The sequence below is a fragment of the Mycobacterium sp. 852002-51971_SCH5477799-a genome, from assembly GCF_001667145.1.
Lineage (GTDB): Bacteria > Actinomycetota > Actinomycetes > Mycobacteriales > Mycobacteriaceae > Mycobacterium.
The window spans coordinates 26,217-41,528 of sequence record NZ_LZIF01000111.1 but is presented as its reverse complement, the minus strand read 5'-3'; the positions used below and the strand labels follow the sequence as shown (position 1 = coordinate 41,528).

Here is a 15,312-nt window from a genome sequence, read left to right as displayed (position 1 = left end):
ATGGGCTTTGTAGCGCAACAACAATCCGTCCCCGGTGTGCAGTCGCAAATGGACCCGATTCCCGATTGTGGTGAAAACAGTTACCAGGGATCGGGAAAACTGCTCGGCAAAAGGGCGATCATCACCGGCGGCGACAGCGGCATCGGACGCGCGGTCGCGATCGCGTTCGCGCGCGAAGGCGCCGACGTGCTGATCGCCTACCTCAACGAGGATGACGACGCGCGCGAAGTCGCCCGTTACGTCACCAATGCCGGCCGCAACTGCGTACTGGTGCCCGGCGACCTCTCCGACGCCGCGCACTGTCGCACCGTCGTAGACCGGGCGGTGCAGGAATTGGGCGGCGTGGACATCCTCGTCAACAACTCGGCCTATCAGATGATGCGCAAGAGTCTCGACGAGATCAGCGACGAGGAGTGGGAGTACACCTTCCGGCTCAACATCGGTGCGTATTTCTACCTCGTCAAGGCGGCTGTGCCGCACATGAGCCCCGGCTCGTCGATCATCGGCAGCTCGTCGGTCAATTCCGACACACCCAATCCCACCCTGGCGCCCTATGCGGCGACGAAGGCGGCCATCGCCAACTTTTCGGCCAGCCTCGCCCAGCTGTTGGGCGACAAGGGCATTCGGGTCAACAGTGTGGCTCCCGGACCGATATGGACACCCTTGATCCCGTCGACCATGCCGCCGGACAGTGTGGAATCGTTCGGCGACAACGTGCCGCTGGGACGCGCCGGGCAGCCCGCCGAACTCGCCCCGATCTACGTGCTGCTGGCCTCCGATGACGCGAGTTACATCTCCGGGGCGCGGGTGGCGGTGACCGGCGGACGACCGATTCTGTAGGCGGCGAGGCTTCGGGTTCATCGGGCAGGTGTAACGGTGTGCTCACCGGGGTACAGCCCGAACGGGCAGGCGGGGCACGAGGGCACCGACGTGACCAGCGCGTGGCCGGTAAAGGGAGTGCAGATGAGCACAACAGCGCAGAAGCCCGAGCCGATCGGGACCGATGACGACTTCGAGCTGCTCGCCGACCAGGTCGCTGCTCTCAAAGAGCTCGCGCGCCGCGACGACGTGCCCGAAGGCCAGATCTATGATTTCGGAATCCGTTGGGGGGCAGCGCTTGCCGGACGGTTCAGGCGGCTGGTGCACTACAGCTGTCTTGGCCTGCTCGACGACGCCGCCGAGCGCCGGTTCCAATCCCTATGTGACGACCTGCGTTCCGTGTCGGATCTGATCGAGAGGTACGGTCTCGCCAGGCCCCGATTCAGCGATACCCCGAGCCACCCCACGTTACGCTAGCTTGCCTCGCCCTGGCGCGGCTCGCGATGTCCTCGACATCGGATATCTCTCGGTAATCGGACAGAAACTCGTTGGCCGCCAACACGATTCCAGTACGTGGCGCGGGGCAGCCGCCGTTGCGGCAAGTCAACGCCACCATGAAGGCGTCGTCGTCCTCGTCGAGGAACAGGAAACCGAGATACAGCGCGTGTCCTACGGAGAAATCCTTGGCGCCACATCCGGCGCAGTGACCGCCCTTGACGGCCACCAGCTCTAGGACGCGTTCGCGCTCAACGCTTTGCAGGTCGATCAGCTCGGGCCGCACACTCATGTCGGTCATCTCAGATCTCCACGTCCTTGTCGTAGTGGACGTTGTCCTCGCGCCAGCCGCCCAGTCCGCGGCCGATGCCGGAGTAGTCGTCGATGAACTCAATCTGGTTGATCCACTTCGCCATCTTGAAGCCGACCTGGGTCTCGACACGTAATCGCAGCGGTGCCCCGTGCTTGATGGGTAGCGGCTTTCCGTTCATCTCGTAGGCCAGCAAAGTTTGCGGCTTGTAGGCGAGTTCGAGATCGATCACCTCGTAGAACTGGCCCTCCCCCTCCGCGCTTGGCTCGTCGCGGCCGGTGTCTTGCATGGTCAGAAAGCAGATGTATTTCGCCTGCGGCAGGGGACGCACGTGGTCGGCGAGTTGGGCCAGTGGCACGCCGCTCCACTGGCCGATGCTGGTCCAGCCCTGCACGCAGTTGTGCATCACGCGCTGCGACTGTCGATCAGCGAGGCAACGCAACTCGTCCAGGTCCAGCGTCACGGGGTTCTCCACCAGGCCTCCTACTCGCACGCGCCAATCGACGAAGTTGTGCACGGCCATCACCTTGTACTCGGCGCTCGTCGGCGGCTTGCCGTTCACCCGGTGTTCCTTGGAGGTCATCCGCTCGGGGTAGTTCTGCTTCGAATTCAGCGGCCGCAGTAGGATTTTGCGGGCGCGGGTGACCACGGCGCCCAGCACGCGGCGAACCTGAACGGGTCGGCGCAGACTCCACACCGTCGCCGCGATGTGCACGGCAACGATGGCCGCGATGATCACCAGTGACAAGACGGTGGCCCAGCCGACGTTGCGGACCGAGCCGAAGATCATTGCGGCGGTGAGCTGGCCCCAACTCCAGAAGAAGATCATCGACAGGTGGATGACGATGAAGACCAGGAATGCGATTAGACCGAGGAAGTGCAGGCTTCGCGCCCATTGCCGACCGCCCCACATGCGCACGTACCACGGGAACGCCGCCTCGATCGCCGGGGATTGCGCAGCGCCGGTCAGGATCTGAAACGGTGCCAACAAGAAGATGACGCCGGCGTAGGTCAGCTTCTGGATGGCATCCAGGGGTTCTCCGGGCAGCAGTGGCGGCAAGTTGAAACTCATGTAGGTGACGATGTCGTTCCACGCCTCGGGGAAGATCGACCATGAGGCCGGCCAATAACGGTGCCACTGGCCGGTGGCGAACAGCAGGATGTAGTACGACAACCCGACGAGGATCCAGCCGATCACCGAAAAGAAATGCCAGTGCCGGCCCATGCCCAGTTTCTTGTGGCCGGGCAACGAGAACAGCGAGCTGTAATCCTCCTCCTCATCGAGGGTGTCGTAGAGCTTGTTGATCGGCATTTCCTTGACCGTGAAGCGCGCCCACTCGCTGCCCGGCTTGCTGTCGTCATGCCAGTACAACTTCGGGTGGGTGGACAGGATCTCGACGCCGCTGCGGATCACCAAAGTCAAGAACAACACGTTGAGCCAGTGGTCGATACGCAGCCACGCCGGGTAGTCAAGGACTGTCATGTCATCACCGTTCAGTCGCGCCAGTTCTGCCGTTGCGGATACGCCACGTTGATGCCGGACAGGACGGTGGTGTGCACGGCGATGAAGCCCCCGGCGAGCGCCATGGCAAGCGTCCCGGGCGCCAGGTCCCACCGGCCGGTCAACGCCACCAGCCCGGGCAGGCCGGCAAACCGGCTGACCACATAGATCACCAGGAATGCCGCGCTGACCAGACTGCCGGCAAACCAGCCAGCCTGCGGCACAACAGGATTGACCGGAAACGCCATCGCAGCGGCGGCGGCAAGGCAGGCGGCGATCAGCATGGCAACGTACACCAAAAAATACAGCGGCAGACCCGGACGGGTGGCCAGCAGATAGGCATGTACCGCCACCAGACCCATCAGCAGCGATGCGCCCAAGCCCGTCACCGTGCGCGGCAGATCAAAGGCGACATAGCCGTTGAGCGTGAGGAGGGGCGAGGAGAAAACCTTGTGCCACGCTTTGAGCCACAGGCGTGCGAGCAGCCCGACCATTATCGCTGACTACCCACCTGACCGGCCGACAAACTCGTCGTCGGAAAGCTTTCAGCGTCTTCACAGGTTGCGATTGAATGCGCGTGAGTCGGTAAGGGCCACAACGGATCTGGAGATCAGTGCCTTATGGCGGGGGCATCGTCGGGTACGCCGGCGCCACGCTCGTGCTCACCGTCGGATACGGGGCCAGTGGATAAGGAGTCGTCGGATAGGTGGTCACCGGATAAGGAGTCATCGGAGAGGTGGTCACCGGATACGGGGTCGTCGGAGAGGAGGTGGTCGGGCGGGTAGAAGTCGGGTAGGTGGTGATCGGCGACGTCGTTGTCGCCGGTGGCTGCGTGGTTGTGACCGTCGTCGACCGCGGTGACGGCGATTCGTTCGACTCGGAATTCGGAGAGACGGGGACGGCGGTGGTAGTCACCGGCACAGGCGGTGCTAGCCGCGAAGACTCGACCGGCGGGGTTACGTTGCGCACGTTGTCGGTCGGTTTGTTCCCGACGCCGCCCAGCCGCACGGCCAACCCGGCGGCCACGAGCAGCACGAACGCGGCCGCGCCGGCGGTGCTGACGAGCACTGCCGAGCGCCGTAGCCATGGCCTTCGCCGCGGCCTGGCTGCCACCTCTGGATCGCCGCGGGAGACCTCGGCGCTCGGCGGGATGGCGCCGGGCGCCTCATCGTCTACAAGATCGTCATCGCGGGCAGGTATGGGCAGCTCGCCGGAAGAGGCTTCCTGGGACCACGCCAGGGCGCGGTACGTCGCCGACTGATCGCCGTCGGCGGCCGCTTGCCCCGCCGCGCTGTGGGCAGTCCCGGCTGCCCAGGCCGTCGGACCTGCGTCGGTGGCTGGGACGCCTTCCGTCAGGGCGGCCGGCGCCTGACCTGCGACAGTTGCCGCGGCGCCGACGGCAGGGGACGGGCCCGGCGTGCCGGCCGAAGAACGCAGTTGGGCCAGGACCGCTGCGCCCATAGCCGCACTCAACGAAGGTTGCGATGTCGTGACAACCGGCGCCTGCAGGCGCTCAGACAACTGGTTGGTGATCAGCGGGATACATGCACCGCCGCCGACCGTGGCGACTGCGGCGAGCCGATGCGCCGGAATCTGATTGCGTTGCAACACATCTACGACGCAGTCGATGAAACGCTGCAGATGTTCGTAGATAAGTTCCTCGAACTCGCCGCGGGTCAACCGGACGTCCGCTCCGACGCCGGGAAGATCAGCCGGGATGACGGCGACCGTCGCCGATGAAAGCTGTTCCTTTGCGCTCCGGCATTGTTCGAGGCGACGACCCAGCGGCGCCAGCGGCGCCGTGTTGGCGGCATCGGCACCGGCGTTCGATGCGACGTGTCGCGTGATTATCTGGTCGAGCTGAGTGCCGGAGAAGCCGGTGTAGCGCAACGTCGGAGCGATCTGACGGAAATTGGCGGCGGCATCGGTCAGCGTGATGCTGCTGCCGCTCGCTCCGAAGTCGCACAGCACCACGCAACCGTCACTGGGAAATCCGGGTTGCGCGTACAACGCGGCCAACGCGGCCGTGCCGTCGCAAATGAAAGCCGGCGGCGCCCCGGGTGCGAGGGCGGGATAATCACGCAACGCCGCCCGCAGGGCGGCGACCTGACGCTCGTGCCAATGCCCGGGCACCGCGATGGCGGCCGGTGCCCCACCGACGCAGCGCGCCATCCCGTCGAGCGCGGCGGCGGTGAGCGCCGCGGCGGGATAACGCGATCCGTCGGCGGCCAGTAACGGTTGATCGCCTCCGACCCGCTCGACGAATCCGCTTAGAAGCAGGCCGGATTCGTCCAAGCGAGGATTCTCGGTCGGTGTGCCCACCTCCGCGGGCCGGTGACCGTACATCGTCAAGACCGACGCGCGGGTCACCGGGGCGCTACCGGCGCGCGCGGCCACCAGGTTGGCCGTCCCGATCGACAAACCGAGCGGGCCGCTCATGTCTCCCCGTGTCCTTTCTCTCGGAATCCGTCGCAAACACCGCTACAACGGTGCAATGAACGACGCTGTTTTCATCGAGTGATGGCCGCGCGGCTTGCGAGCCGGCGGATACACGGATTCCGAGTCATCGCGCTACGGCGCAGCCATCCCCCGACTCGGCGCTGCTCGTTTAACGCGATAGCCGCCTTTTTCCGGTGCGCACTCGCAGCGGCCAAAGGCATGGCGGATTAACCCTGCCGCAGGCTTCCCGATGGGAAAGCACTTTAAACGCTTTCCGCGCGAGCCGTCGGTAGCCAAACCGAAAGTGCTGTGCGCCGCCACCGCGTCAGGTGGCTGGACGGCGGCAGCGCGCAACCGGCGAGCCGACAAGCCGAAATTCCTCATTCTTGTCGAGCTGCGGATCGACGCCTTCCTGGAAGAGGACGATGATGTCCGAGCCGCCGAACTGGAAGTACCCGAACTCTTCTCCCTTGGCCATGTGGCGGCCGGGCACCGCGGTGAGCACCACCGACGACACGTGGGCCATGCCCACCGGGATGACCGCCACGATGCCGATATCGCCGCAATCCGATTGCGAGGTGTCGATGGTGACCACCCCGCGGGTCTGGGAGAACTCGTATCCGCTGCTGGCGCTGTCGCTGGCGGCGAACTCGTGTTCTTCCAGGCCCACGCGCATGAAAACTTTGCCCTCGATCCGGAAGGACTCCTTGACCAGTCCGGCGACCGGCACGTGGTAGCGGTGGTAGGCGTGCACCGGCAGCATGTAATGGACGAAGGTGCCGCCCGCAAAGCTTTCGCTGTACTGGCTGCCTTCGATGAGTTGCTTGATGTTGCCGTATTTTTCGTTTTTGACCGTGGTGGCCGGAATGCTCGAGTCGGCAGCGATGTCGTAGGAGTGCTGGTATTTGCAGTCGGCCGGTGAGGTGACCACCAGATTGGTGGTCGGCTCGGCGATCGGGCGCAGCCCGCCGTTGACTTCCCGCGCGATGAACTGGTTGGCGGTCAACCATCCGCTGGGCGCATTGGGCACCCCATCGATCAAGGACTCATGGATGCGGTACTCGGGCGCATTGTCGATGAACGACTGCAGGGCCTCCGGGCTGAACGATTCCGGCGAGTCCAGGAAATCCCCCCACTGCCGGGCGAACTCGGTCATCCATTCCCGAAAGACGCCGGAGCCCTGCGGCGACTCGTCCCCCTGGTCGACCAGGAAGTAGAAGTGCGACATGCGATCACTGACCTCTTGAGCCTGCCGCTTTTCGTTCTTCCAGGCATCGGCATCCGACTCGTGTGGCACCCATCTGATAAAGCGCTTCAGGTAGGCCTCGTACTCGTCGATGTCGCGCGGCCACTCGAGCGCGGCGTACAGGTCCTGGTTCAGTTCGGCTTCGGCCCGTTGCCGGGCCTCCTGCAGGGACCGCTCAAGCCGATCGCCCAGGCCCTGTTCTTTGTCGAGGACGCCGCGAAGCTCTTGGATGACGGGTTTTGGCTCGCTCATTATCAGCACTCCTTGGTGTCGTCTGTGCGCGACGCGCGCCAACCAACGACTCGACGCGCACCGAGCACGGAGCCATGGCGGGTGCATACCCGCGCTCTCCAACGGCAAACGGGCTCGGGGCACCGCGATTCCGGTTACCCATCCAGTCGGTGTCACCGGCCAGTGCGGGGAGGCCAATTCGGCTGCGTGGCAAGCGGTCCGAGAGAGCGCCCCGAACCCGAGACCTCGCCGCCGGTGGTGCTCATCAACACCACGACGGACGACAGCGCGGGACGAGAAGGCCAGCGCGCTGCTGCCTATCCGCGCTCAGCCGCCCCGAACCCTGCGGTTGTACTTCTTGATCGCGTCGATCAATTGCGACTTGTTCATCGTGGACCGGCCGGCGATGTCGAGACGGCGGGCCAGCTCGAGCAGGTGCTTTTTGCTGGCGTTGGCATCGACGCCCTCGGCGGACTGCCCGGTCGGCCGCAGGCCACCGCTCTCGGCCCGCTCATCGGACGGGCCCTTCTCGTCCTTAGGTTCCCAGTGATCGCCGACCTTTTCGAAACTGTGCTTGACAGCGGCGTACGCCACCCGGTGGGCGCGCCCCTCGCTGCCGTACTGCTCGGCGGCCGCGTCGTGAGTTTTCGCGAATGTGCGTTGGGCCTTGGCGCTGGAACGTTGCAGCGTGCTGGGCAATTCGCTCTTCTTGGCCGCGCCGGCCTTCGTCGTCTTCGGCATCGAACCTCCTCGGCTGCCGCAAGCGCTGCGGGTAACCGGTCGGTTACCCCGGCCGGCACGCCGACAATCAAGGTCTGGACAATGTGCGCATCGGGCCGGTCGAAATATGTCAATATCGTTGACATGATTCAGGCCGACGATGCTCCGCTGGGTTACCTCCTCTACCGGGTCGGGGCGGTACTGCGACCAGAGGTCGCCACCGCGTTGGGTCCGCTGGGCCTGACCCTGCCCGAATTCGTTTGCCTGCGCATACTTTCGATGTTCCCGGGAATGTCGAGCGCCGAATTGTCCCGTCACACCAACGTCACCCCGCAGGCGATGAACACCGTGCTGCGCAAGCTGGAAGAGGTCGGCGCCGTGTCGCGGCCGTCGTCGGTGCCCTCGGGACGCGCGCTGCCGGCGAACTTGACCGGGCAGGGCCGCACCCTGCTCAAGCGCGCCGAAGGAGCGGTCCGCGGCGCGGACGCACGCATCTTGGCCAGGCTCACCGAAACTCAGCAACGTGAGTTCAAGAGGATGCTCGAGAAGCTCGGCTCCGACTAACGGTGATCACGAAGCGCGCCCGCGCGGCGATCGCGTCGCCGCCGTCCTGATCAGCCGGTAGCGTCAATGCGCGCCCACGGCCGCGCCTCTTCGAGCTCATAGGCCAATTCGAGCAGCAGAGATTCCTGCCCCATATCGGCCGACAGCATCATGCCAACCGGCATCCCGTCGGCGGACTGCGCCAGCGGCAGCGAGATCGCGGGTTCGCCGGTGACGTTGTGCAGCGGGGTGAACGAGACCCAGTCGATCAGCCGGCTGATGACCTGCCGGTAATCGGTGGGCGCCAGGAATCCGATGCGGGGTGTCTCGTCGGCGAGGGTGGGTGTGAGCACCGCGTCGTAAGTGCGGAAGAACTGTGCGGTGCGTCTGCGCGCCCGGCGCAGCCGCACGATGGCCGTCGGAAGGCGGTGGATGTTGCGGCTGGTGTGGCGGAGAAGACCCAGTGTCAGGCTGTCCAGCTTGCTGCGATCGAACGTCTCGCCGAACAGGTGCCGCCCGCCGCTTACCTGGGCCAGCGATAAAAATCCCCAGTACATGACGAAGTCGTCGACGAAACTGCGCGCGACCGGGGGTTCGTCGACGTGTTCGACACGGTGGCCCAGCTCCTCGAGCAGACCGGCGGACTTCAACGTCAGCTCTCGCACCTGCGGACTGCACTCGCGCTGTACCGATCGGGTCAGCACCGCGATCCGCAACCGTTGCCGGCCGGGTGCGGTGACGTCCCCGACCGGTGCCAGCTTGGGGTTACGCCAGATTCGCTCGGCCTCGCGGTAGAACGCCGCGGTGTCCCGGACCGAACGGGTCACCACGCCGTTGACGACCACACCGACCGGCATCCGGCGCAGCGTCGCGTCCAGCGGCAGCCGGCCACGCGACGGTTTGAGTCCGACCAAGCCGTTGCAAGCGGCCGGAATTCGGATCGAGCCACCGCCGTCGTTGGCGTGCGCGATGGGCACGACACCGGCGGCGACGAACGCACCCGAACCCGACGACGACGCGCCGGCGGTGTATTCGGTGTCCCACGGATTGCGGACCGGGCCCAGCCTCGGGTGCTCCGCCGAGGCGCTGAACCCGAATTCGGACAACTGCGTCTTGCCCACCGAGGTCAAGCCGGTGGCCAGGAACAGCCGGGTGAAGACGCTGTCCGCGACGGCATTTCGGCTCGTCCACGCATCGGTGCCGTGCATGCTGGGCTGCCCGGCGACATCGACGTTGTCTTTGATGAACGTCGGCACGCCGCCGAAGTAACCGCCTGCCGGACCCGACGCGGCCGCCCGCGCTTGGTCAAAAGCCGCGTACACCAACCCATTTAGCAGCGGGTCGACGGCCTCGGTGCGGGCGATCGCGGCCTCGACCACCTCGGCCCTGCCGACCCGGCCGGATTTCAGGGCATCGGCCAGGCCGACCGTGTCCAGATCGCCGAGGGCATCATCACCGAACGCGTGCACGTGTCGCATGACACTGACGCTAGCCCGCGCGCCCGTGCCCCCGGGAGGTTTCCCGGCTTGTGTCCGGGCCGGGTCAAGTGGTCAAGCCTGAAGTCAGGCCTGGCCCACCTCGAAGCGGACGAACCGCGTCACCGTGACACCGGCGTCGTCGAGGAGTGCCTTGACGGTCTTCTTGCTGTCGGACACCGACGTCTGCTCGAGCAGCACCGCGTCCTTGAAGAAGCCGTTCAGCCGGCCTTCGACGATCTTGGGCAGGGCCTGCTCCGGCTTGCCCTCCGCCTTGGCGGTTTCCTCGGCGATGCGGCGCTCGCTGGAGACCACGTCCTCGGGCACGTCGTCGCGGGACAGGTAGCGGGCCTTGAGCGCCGCGATCTGCAGTGCCACGGCGTGAGCCGCCTCAGCGGCGGATCCAGCGTCCGAGCCTTCGTACTCGACCAGCACACCGACCGCGGGGGGCAGGTCGGCCGCCCGCCGGTGCAGGTAGGTCTCGACGGTGCCGTCGAAGTTCGCGACGCGGCGCAACTCCAACTTCTCGCCGATCTTGGCCGACAGCTCCGCGATTGCCTGCTCGACGGTCTTGTCAGCGACGGCGGCGGCCTTGAGCTCGTCGACGTCCTTGGCCTTCGACGACACGGCCGCGGCGACGATCTGGTCGGCCAGCGCCTGGAACTCCGCGTTCTTGGCGACGAAGTCGGTCTCGCTGTTCAGCTCGATCAGCGCGCCACCCTGGGCCGCGACCAGACCTTCGGCCGTCGCACGCTCGGCGCGCTTGCCGACATCCTTGGCGCCCTTGATGCGCAGCGCCTCGACGGCCTTGTCGAAGTCACCGTCGTTCTCGGCCAGCGCGTTCTTGCAGTCGAGCATGCCGGCACCGGTGAGTTCCCGAAGCCGCTTGACGTCGGCAGCGGTGAAGTTCGCCAATGGTCAGCCTTCCTATGAGGGGTCAGTGGTTGGTTCGGGGGTGCCCGCAGCGGCGTCGGTGGGGGCGGTGGCGGTGGCGGAGGCCAACAGCTCCTGCTCCCATTCGGCGAGCGGCTCGGCGGCCTCGGCCTCGGGCTTGCCGTCGCCGCGGCCGACGCCCGCGCGGGCCTGCAGCCCTTCGGCGACCGCGGAGGCGATCACCTTGGTCAGCAGCGCCGCCGAACGGATCGCATCGTCGTTGCCCGGGATCGGGTAGTCGACCTCGTCGGGGTCGCAGTTGGTGTCCAGGATCGCGATGATCGGGATGTTCAGCTTGCGAGCCTCCGCAACCGCGAGGTGCTCCTTGTTGGTGTCAACGACCCAGATGGCCGACGGCACCTTGGCCATGTCGCGGATACCGCCGAGGCTGCGCTCGAGCTTGTTCTTCTCGCGGGTCAGCATCAAGATTTCCTTCTTGGTGCGGCCCTCGAAGCCACCGGTCTGCTCCATCGCCTCGAGCTCCTTGAGGCGCTGCAGGCGCTTGTGCACGGTGGAGAAGTTGGTCAGCATGCCGCCCAGCCAGCGCTGGTTCACGTACGGCATGCCCACGCGGGTCGCCTCGGCGGCGACGGACTCCTGCGCCTGCTTCTTGGTGCCGACAAACAGGACGCTGCCGCCGTGGGCGACGGTCTCTTTGACGAATTCGTACGCCTGGTCGATGAAGGTCAGCGTCTGCTGCAAGTCGATGATGTAGATGCCGTTGCGGTCGGTGAAGATGAACCGCTTCATTTTGGGATTCCACCGACGGGTCTGGTGCCCGAAGTGGGTGCCGCTGTCAAGCAGCTGCTTCATGGTTACGACGGCCATGGTTGTGCCTTACTTGTGTCGGTTGTCGCCTGGCATCGGGTGAGGCCGGGCCCTGGCGGCTGCTGCGATGCCGGACCCGGTTAAGGGACCGCCCGGCATGCGATTGCGAACTCCTAGTGGAACCAGAGACGCGAGGCAGACGCGCGAAGTCAGCCCGCGAACGAGCTGCGACCAGCAGTTTACACCGACTCAGCAGGTGGTTTTGCCACGCTTCCCCAACCGGGCCGCTCATTCACAACGCCGGCGTGGCCGGGTGGCAGCGCCGGCAGAGGGGCGCTGAACTGCCCGGATGCGGTGGAAAGCGTTGCTGCTATGTGCGGGCCTGGTCAGCGCGGTGCCGGCGGTCGCCGCCGAGGATCGCCTGGACTGGCCGCTGCGCCCGCCCCCGGCCGTCGCCCGGGGGTTCGACGCCCCGGCCCAGGACTGGCATCCCGGGCACCGGGGCGTGGACCTGGCCGGTGCCCCGGGTCAGCCGGTGTACGCCGCGGGCGCCGCGACGGTGGTGTTCGCCGGGCTGCTGGCCGGACGACCGGTGGTGTCGCTGGCCCACCCCGGCGGGTTGCACACCAGCTACGAGCCGGTCCGGGCGGCCGTGCGGGTCGGCCAGTCGGTGACGGCGGCGACCGTGATCGGCGACCTGGTGGCCGGGCATGCCGGGTGCCCGGTCGCGGCGTGTTTGCACTGGGGCGCGATCTGGGGTCCGGCGTCGGGCGCCCGCTATGTCGATCCGTTGGGCCTGCTCAAGTCCACGCCGATCCGGCTCAAACCGCTGCAGCGGTGAGCCGGCTCACGCGCGAGGGTGGGCCTGATCGTGCACCGCGCGCAGCCGCGACACCGCGACGTGGGTGTACAGCTGGGTGGTCGCCAGGCTCGAATGGCCGAGCAACTCCTGGACGACGCGCAGGTCGGCCCCGCCTTCGAGCAGATGTGTGGCCGCGCTGTGCCGCAGGCCGTGCGGCCCCATGTCCGGCGCACCGTCCACCGCGGAGACGGTTTGGTGCACCACCGTGCGCGCCTGGCGAACGTCGAGCCGGCGGCCGCGCGCGCCCAACAGCAGCGCCGGGCCCGACTTCGCGGTCGCCAGCGCCGGGCGGCCGTCGGCCAGCCACGCGTCGAGCGCCTCGGCGGCGGGCCTGCCGAACGGCACGCTGCGCTGCTTGTTGCCCTTGCCGAGCACTTTGACGAGCCGGTGATGGGTGTCGACGTCGTCGATGTCCAGGCCGCACAGCTCGCTGACCCGGATCCCGGTGGCATACAACATCTCGACGATCAGCCGGTCCCGCAGCGCCAGCGGATCGCCTTGCTGCGCACCGGATTTGGCGGCGGCCATGGCGTCGGCGGCCTGGTCTTGGCGCAGCACCGAGGGCAGGGTGCGGTGCGCTTTGGGGACCTGCAGTCGAGCGGCCGGATCCGCGGCCAGCAGGCCGCGCCGCACGGCCCACGCGGTGAAGGCCTTGACCGCCGAGGTGCGGCGGGCCAACGTCGTGCGGGCGACACCGCCCGCCGCCGCGACGGACAGCCAGGAGCGCAGCAGGGGCAGACTCAGCCCGTCCAGACGCGCGCCGCGGTCCTCGATGAAGGCGAGCAGCGAGCGCAGGTCGCCGAGGTAGGCGCGGCGGGTGTGCGCCGAGCGGCCGCACTGCAGTTCCAGGTACTCGTCGAATTCGTCGAGAATCGCCTGCACTCCCCCACGGTCGCAGGCGGCGACCGTGGCGCTCTAGTCGACGCGCCGAAGCGTATCCGGGGTGAGATCTTTGAGCGTGGGATAGCCGTCGACTGCCATGATGAGGTCGGCCTCGCCCAGGATCGAGCGCAGCACGTGCACGATGCCGTCCACCCCCCCGAGCGCCAGGCCGTACGCGTACGGGCGGCCAATGCCCACGGCCGTGGCCCCCAGCGCGAGCGCCTTCACGACGTCGGCACCGCTGCGGATCCCCGAATCGAACAGGACGGGCAACCCGTCGGCAGCCTCGACGACCCCGGGCAGGCACGCGAGGGCGGGCAGGCCGCCGTTGGCCTGGCGGCCGCCGTGGGTGGAGCAGTAGATGCCGTCGACGCCACCGTCCCTCGCGCGCCGCGCGTCATCGGGGTGACAGATGCCCTTGATGATCAGCGGCAGGTTGGTCAGCGACCGCAGCCAGGCTAGGTCGTCCCAGGTCAGAGGGTTTCCGAAGGTCGTTACCCACTGCAGCACGGTGCCTTGCGGGTCCTCTTCCGGCGGGCGCTGCAGGCTGGCGCGGAAGACCGGGTCGCTCGTGTAGTTGCTCAGGCAGAGCCCCCGCAGCTGCGGGAAATTGGCCGTGGTGAGGTCGCGCGGGCGCCACCCCGGAATCCAGGTGTCGAGAGTGACGATGATGCCCTGGTAGCCGGCGGCTTCGGCGCGCTGGACGAGGCTCGCGGCCAGGTCGCGGTCCTTGGGCGTATACAGCTGGAAGAAGCCGGGGGTCTCCCCGAACTGTGCGGCGACGTCTTCCATCGGGTCGGCGGTCAGGGTGGAAACGACCATCGGGACGCCAGTGGTGGCCGCCGCGCGTGCGGTGGCGAGGTCACCATGGCCGTCTTGGGCACAGATACCGATGACCCCGATCGGCGCCATGAACACCGGCGACGGCAGGGTCAGGCCGAACATCTGCACCGACAGGTCGCGAGCCGCCGCGCCGACGAACATGCGCGGTATCAAGCCCCAGTGATCGAACGCCTCCCGGTTGGCCCGCTGCGTGCGCTCGTCACCGGCGCCGCCGGTGACGTAAGACCAGACCGACGGCGGCATGGCCCGCTCGGCCCGGGCCTCCAGCTCGGCGAACGCCATCGGCAGCGCGGGCGCCACCCCGCCGAGGCCCTTGAAGTAGATCTCGTTCTGGTAGTCGCCGAATGCCATGGGATAGACAATGCCAGGCGGGCGTCAGGCTGACGAGTTCGCCGACTCCGCCTGCGCCAGTTCCTTCTTCCACTGGCGGAAGGTCTCTTCGGTGCGGCCGCGGCGCCAATATCCCGAGATCGAGGACGCCCATTTGGCGTCCACACCGCGCTCCTTGCGGATGTAGGGGCGCAGATTGTGCATGACGGCCTGGGCCTCGCCGTGGATGAAAACATGCACCTGCCCGGGCAGCCAGGGGGCGCTGGTGACGGCCTCGATCAGCGGCGCGTGGTCACCGGCCCGGTCCTCGGGAACCAGGTCGGCACGGCCGCCGCGATAAACCCAGTGCACTTCGACGCCTTCGGGTGCGCTCAGCGGAATCTCGTCCTCTTGGCCCGCAACCTCGATGAACGCCTTGCCAACCGCGCTGGGCGGCAACGCTTCCAGCGCCGCGGCGATGGCCGGCAGCGCCGATTCGTCGCCGGCCAGCAGGTGCCAGTCGGCGGCCGGGTCCGGTGTATACGCCCCGCCGGGGCCCATCAGGTAGATTGGCTGGCCGGGCTGAGCCGTGGACGCCCACTGACCCGCCATGCCGTGCTCCCCGTGCACCACGATGTCGAGTGTGATGCGGCGCTTTTCGATGTCGACGTGGCGGACGGTCAGCGTCCGCACCGAGGGCTTTTTCTCCGGCGGCAGGTCCGCGAAGCTGTCGAGGGTCAGCGGCTCGGGCAAGCCGGCCATGTCGACGTCGTCGGCGACGAACACCAGCTTGACGTAGGAGTCGGTGAACTTACTCGGCACGAAAGTGTCAAAATCCTTGCTTTCGAGCACTATCCGCACCATGTGCGGTGTGAGTTGTTCGGTAACGACAACTTCGAAACGTTGCAGTGGTCGACCCGCCACTTGTCCTCCTGT

Annotated in this window: 15 protein-coding genes and 1 pseudogene; 4 read left to right on the top strand and 12 right to left on the bottom strand. The window is 66.9% G+C overall.

Going from position 1 to position 15,312, the window contains the following annotated elements:
• Positions 1-840: an SDR family oxidoreductase gene (locus A5753_RS17595; RefSeq protein ID WP_067130823.1), complete on the top strand. Its 840-nt coding sequence runs from the start codon at positions 1-3 to the stop codon at positions 838-840.
• A gap of 123 nt (positions 841-963) precedes the next feature.
• A complete protein-coding gene (locus A5753_RS17590; RefSeq protein ID WP_067130997.1) occupies positions 964-1,296 on the top strand; it encodes a hypothetical protein in 333 nt (110 codons plus the stop codon).
• Here A5753_RS17590 and A5753_RS17585 read toward each other — a convergent pair.
• The 6 genes from A5753_RS17585 to A5753_RS17560 all read right to left on the bottom strand — a co-directional run bounded on the left by A5753_RS17585 (position 1,262) and on the right by A5753_RS17560 (position 7,782).
• Positions 1,262-1,615 carry a hypothetical protein gene (locus A5753_RS17585; RefSeq protein WP_067130820.1) on the bottom strand — a complete coding sequence of 118 codons (354 nt, stop codon included), beginning with the start codon at positions 1,613-1,615 and terminating at the stop codon, positions 1,262-1,264. The genes A5753_RS17590 and A5753_RS17585 overlap by 35 nt on opposite strands.
• Position 1,616: 1 nt before the next feature.
• On the bottom strand, positions 1,617-3,107 hold the full coding sequence (locus A5753_RS17580; protein ID WP_067130816.1) for a molybdopterin-dependent oxidoreductase: 1,491 nt from the start codon (positions 3,105-3,107) through the stop codon (positions 1,617-1,619).
• Positions 3,108-3,118: 11 nt separating this feature from the next.
• On the bottom strand, positions 3,119-3,619 hold the full coding sequence (locus A5753_RS17575) for an oxidoreductase (protein ID WP_067130812.1): 501 nt from the start codon (positions 3,617-3,619) through the stop codon (positions 3,119-3,121).
• 124 nt (positions 3,620-3,743) lie between these two features.
• The gene (locus A5753_RS17570) at positions 3,744-5,564 is read right to left on the bottom strand and encodes an Hsp70 family protein (protein WP_067130810.1); all 1,821 of its coding nucleotides are present in this window, start codon (positions 5,562-5,564) and stop codon (positions 3,744-3,746) included.
• Between the two features lie 325 nt (positions 5,565-5,889).
• Entirely contained in the window at positions 5,890-7,062 is a 1,173-nt protein-coding gene (locus A5753_RS17565) for a phosphatidylserine decarboxylase (RefSeq protein WP_067130994.1), read from the bottom strand.
• 306 nt (positions 7,063-7,368) lie between these two features.
• Complete coding sequence (locus A5753_RS17560; protein ID WP_067130807.1) at positions 7,369-7,782, bottom strand: ChaB family protein; 414 nt, start codon at positions 7,780-7,782, stop codon at positions 7,369-7,371.
• Between the two features lie 123 nt (positions 7,783-7,905).
• Here A5753_RS17560 and A5753_RS17555 point away from each other — a divergent pair, with 123 nt between their 5' ends.
• Positions 7,906-8,325 carry a MarR family winged helix-turn-helix transcriptional regulator gene (locus tag A5753_RS17555; protein WP_067130804.1) on the top strand — a complete coding sequence of 140 codons (420 nt, stop codon included), beginning with the start codon at positions 7,906-7,908 and terminating at the stop codon, positions 8,323-8,325.
• A gap of 50 nt (positions 8,326-8,375) precedes the next feature.
• On the opposite strand, the gene A5753_RS17550 is transcribed toward A5753_RS17555, so the two are convergent.
• The 3 genes from A5753_RS17550 to rpsB all read right to left on the bottom strand — a co-directional run bounded on the left by A5753_RS17550 (position 8,376) and on the right by rpsB (position 11,540).
• Complete coding sequence (locus A5753_RS17550) at positions 8,376-9,782, bottom strand: amidase (protein WP_067130801.1); 1,407 nt, start codon at positions 9,780-9,782, stop codon at positions 8,376-8,378.
• A gap of 84 nt (positions 9,783-9,866) precedes the next feature.
• Positions 9,867-10,694, bottom strand: coding sequence for a translation elongation factor Ts (tsf, locus tag A5753_RS17545; protein ID WP_067130798.1), 828 nt, complete (start codon positions 10,692-10,694; stop codon positions 9,867-9,869).
• A 12-nt stretch (positions 10,695-10,706) separates the two neighbouring features.
• Positions 10,707-11,540 (bottom strand): 30S ribosomal protein S2, encoded by an 834-nt coding sequence (gene rpsB, locus A5753_RS17540; RefSeq protein WP_067094602.1) that lies wholly within the window; start codon positions 11,538-11,540, stop codon positions 10,707-10,709.
• Between the two features lie 304 nt (positions 11,541-11,844).
• On the opposite strand from rpsB, the pseudogene A5753_RS17535 reads away from it, so the two are divergent.
• Positions 11,845-12,312, top strand: a pseudogene (locus tag A5753_RS17535) (M23 family metallopeptidase); the annotation flags it as partial.
• Positions 12,313-12,327: 15 nt separating this feature from the next.
• On the opposite strand, the gene A5753_RS17530 reads toward A5753_RS17535, so the two are convergent.
• Genes A5753_RS17530 through A5753_RS17520 form a run of 3 tightly spaced genes read right to left on the bottom strand, consistent with a single transcriptional unit; the run spans position 12,328 to position 15,300 of the window.
• Positions 12,328-13,224 (bottom strand): tyrosine recombinase XerC, encoded by an 897-nt coding sequence (locus A5753_RS17530; RefSeq protein ID WP_067130792.1) that lies wholly within the window; start codon positions 13,222-13,224, stop codon positions 12,328-12,330.
• 33 nt (positions 13,225-13,257) lie between these two features.
• Positions 13,258-14,418, bottom strand: a complete 1,161-nt coding sequence (locus A5753_RS17525) for an alpha-hydroxy-acid oxidizing protein (protein ID WP_067130789.1) — start codon at positions 14,416-14,418, stop codon at positions 13,258-13,260.
• Between the two features lie 24 nt (positions 14,419-14,442).
• On the bottom strand, positions 14,443-15,300 hold the full coding sequence (locus A5753_RS17520) for a siderophore-interacting protein (RefSeq protein ID WP_067130786.1): 858 nt from the start codon (positions 15,298-15,300) through the stop codon (positions 14,443-14,445).
• Positions 15,301-15,312 lie beyond the last annotated feature (12 nt).

What these genes read in the sequence shown, in the direction of transcription:
- rpsB (WP_067094602.1), bottom strand. Translation starts at nt 11,540, where the DNA reads ATGGCCGTCGTAACCATGAAGCAGCTGCTTGACAGCGGCACCCACTTC.
- A5753_RS17555 (WP_067130804.1), top strand. Translation starts at nt 7,906, where the DNA reads ATGATTCAGGCCGACGATGCTCCGCTGGGTTACCTCCTCTACCGGGTC.
- A5753_RS17550 (WP_067130801.1), bottom strand. Translation starts at nt 9,782, where the DNA reads ATGCGACACGTGCACGCGTTCGGTGATGATGCCCTCGGCGATCTGGAC.
- A5753_RS17575 (WP_067130812.1), bottom strand. Translation starts at nt 3,619, where the DNA reads ATGGTCGGGCTGCTCGCACGCCTGTGGCTCAAAGCGTGGCACAAGGTT.
- A5753_RS17585 (WP_067130820.1), bottom strand. Translation starts at nt 1,615, where the DNA reads ATGACCGACATGAGTGTGCGGCCCGAGCTGATCGACCTGCAAAGCGTT.
- A5753_RS17525 (WP_067130789.1), bottom strand. Translation starts at nt 14,418, where the DNA reads ATGGCATTCGGCGACTACCAGAACGAGATCTACTTCAAGGGCCTCGGC.
- A5753_RS17590 (WP_067130997.1), top strand. Translation starts at nt 964, where the DNA reads ATGAGCACAACAGCGCAGAAGCCCGAGCCGATCGGGACCGATGACGAC.
- A5753_RS17570 (WP_067130810.1), bottom strand. Translation starts at nt 5,564, where the DNA reads ATGAGCGGCCCGCTCGGTTTGTCGATCGGGACGGCCAACCTGGTGGCC.
- A5753_RS17580 (WP_067130816.1), bottom strand. Translation starts at nt 3,107, where the DNA reads ATGACAGTCCTTGACTACCCGGCGTGGCTGCGTATCGACCACTGGCTC.
- A5753_RS17565 (WP_067130994.1), bottom strand. Translation starts at nt 7,062, where the DNA reads ATGAGCGAGCCAAAACCCGTCATCCAAGAGCTTCGCGGCGTCCTCGAC.
- A5753_RS17560 (WP_067130807.1), bottom strand. Translation starts at nt 7,782, where the DNA reads ATGCCGAAGACGACGAAGGCCGGCGCGGCCAAGAAGAGCGAATTGCCC.
- A5753_RS17595 (WP_067130823.1), top strand. Translation starts at nt 1, where the DNA reads ATGGGCTTTGTAGCGCAACAACAATCCGTCCCCGGTGTGCAGTCGCAA.